Genomic DNA, 2,311 nt, shown 5'->3' on the forward strand with positions numbered 1-2,311 from the left:
CGTAGTTTTTTCTCTAAATTTGACTTTTTTTTTTATATTGAGTAAAAATAATTAAATTAAGTATTATTTCATTATAATTTAATAAATTTAATTTGAGATTATATTTAATATTTTTAAAGTTACTTAAGAGTGCGTTGAAAGGATTAACTTAATTATGTCGCATAAAAATGTCTATTCTGCTGTTTCCGTATTAGTTGGAGCGGCTGCCCTTTTTCTTATAGCTGGTATTTCTGCAAATGCGCAAACTTTATCACAAGGTTGGTACAAAGTTTGCAGTAAGCAGCATGATGTTGATATTTGCAATACAATGAATACTGTATTATCAAATACGGGACAACCTTTAACGGCTTTTAATCTTGTTGAAATAAAAGGGAAGCAAAATGAAAAGCGTATAGGTATTCAAGTGCCTACAGGCCGTTTTTTACCAGAAGGTGTTCACATTCAAATAGGTGATGGCTTCTCTAAAAAAATTCCTTATATCATTTGTAATGGACCAAGCTGTATTGCTAATGATGTCTTAGATGATAAGCTTATCGCAGCTATGAAAAGTGGTACAAAAATGGTTGTAACCACAGTTAATTTCCGTGGTTCAGCTAATCCTATCGAATTTTCTCTTAATGGATTTACTTCTGCGTATACCGGTCCTGGTATGGAAGAAAAAGATTTTCAACAAGAGCAAATAAAGTTGCAGCAAGCCATTCAATCAAATCAAAAAGAAATTGAAGAGCGTATGCGGGCAGAGCAAGAGAAAGCTAAACAAAAATAATATAAAATTTGTTGAAATTTTTTCTATAGTTGTTTATTCAAACCGCCACAAAAAATTGTGGCGTTTTTTTTATTGTTAATTTTTTGAAAGAGTTCTACGTTTCCACCAACCAATACGTGCAGTTTTAGGAGCGTCATTAGACTCTGATGAGATAACAACGGGTTGGTTAATTGTTTTTTCAATTTGGGACGGAGAAGATTTGATAACTTCTCCCATCTCCGTTACACTTGCTTCCTCGAATGTTTTTTGTATTTCTGGTGTTTCTTTAGAGGATGATTTTTTACGTGTTCTACGTGTTGATTTCTTACCATTTTCAGGAGTTTTATCCTCTACTTCATGAACAGATTTATCTGCTTTTTTTGTTTTAACTTTACGGACTGAACTGTTTTTAGGCTTTTCTTCAAGAGATTTTTGTTCTGCAACATTTTGATTATTCTCTAGAGAAAGATTATTTTCTACTGCCTTTGAAGGACGTGTTTTACGTTTTTTAGATTTAATATTTGTATCAACTTTTGTCGCTTCATCTTGCTGTTGTACATCGAGAATTTGTGTATCATCTTTTATTTCTTCAAGTTTAGAAGATTTAGCGGATGGAACACGACGTTTACGATGCGCTGCTTTAATTTCTGCTAAAGCCTGCTTAGCAAAATCTCCTACTGGTTCTGCGTAAGGAACGCGAATCTGAAAAAAGCTATTATCTTGATTGCGTCGACCACCACGACGTCCTCGACGGCGTCCTCGACGATAAGAATCATCATTCAGGGCATCTTCTTTTTTATGAACAGTGGAGAGAGAATGATCCGTCGCTTCATCGTGACGATTTTTGCGTTGACGTTTTTGATTTGTTTCAGTGAGAGGGGGATTTTCAATAGATTCACTTTTTATGAAAACAGAATCTTCAATTTCTTGCTTATTATCATCTTCCAATGAAGATTGAGAAATGCTTTCTGCTATTGTGCCTTTAGAAATAACAAGATGTTGCGTTCCAATGCTATCATCTGCTTCAATACTAATATTAAGTTTAAAGCGTGCTTCTAAATTAACAAGAATATTGCGTTTATGATTTAATACATAAAGTGCTGTTGCTACGGGTGTGCGCACAATAATATTATATTGCGAATTATGAAGAAGATATTCTTCAATTGAGCGCATGACATGTAAAGCAATTGATGATTCAGAACGTATACTTCCTGTTCCTGCGCAATGAGGGCAGGGCTGTGTTGTACTTTCTAAAACGGATATACGAATACGTTGACGGCTCATTTCTAAAAGGCCGAAGTGTGAAATATGACCAACTTGAATACGAGCACGATCATTTTTTAAACAGTCTTTTAATTTTTTTTCGACCAGTCGCACATTGCGTTCTTCAAGCATGTCAATAAAATCAATCACGATTAAACCAGCAAGGTCACGCAAGCGTAATTGACGCGCTACTTCTTCTGCAGCTTCAAGATTAGTTTGTAAGGCTGTCTTTTCGACAGAGAATTCTTTTGTAGAGCGTCCAGAATTTACGTCAATAGCAACAAGTGCTTCTGTTTGATTAAT

2 protein-coding genes are annotated in these 2,311 nt (G+C 34.7%); one reads left to right on the forward strand and one right to left on the reverse strand.

Annotated features, from left to right (window positions below; genetic code table 11):
* Nucleotides 1–154: 154 nt before the first annotated feature.
* A complete protein-coding gene (locus BN338_RS02255; protein ID WP_039758629.1) occupies nt 155–766 on the forward strand; it encodes an invasion associated locus B family protein in 612 nt (203 codons plus the stop codon).
* Between the two features lie 75 nt (nt 767–841).
* On the opposite strand, the gene BN338_RS02260 is transcribed toward BN338_RS02255, so the two are convergent.
* Nucleotides 842–2,311, reverse strand: a 1,470-nt coding sequence (locus BN338_RS02260; RefSeq protein ID WP_039758631.1) for a ribonuclease E/G, incomplete at its 5' end; no start/stop codon positions are given.

Source organism: Bartonella queenslandensis AUST/NH15 (genome assembly GCF_000312585.1).
Classification (GTDB): Bacteria; Pseudomonadota; Alphaproteobacteria; order Rhizobiales; family Rhizobiaceae; genus Bartonella; species Bartonella queenslandensis_A.

Excerpts from the sequence above, each read along its gene's own strand:
- BN338_RS02255 (WP_039758629.1), top strand. The coding sequence starts at position 155 with ATGTCGCATAAAAATGTCTATTCTGCTGTTTCCGTATTAGTTGGAGCG.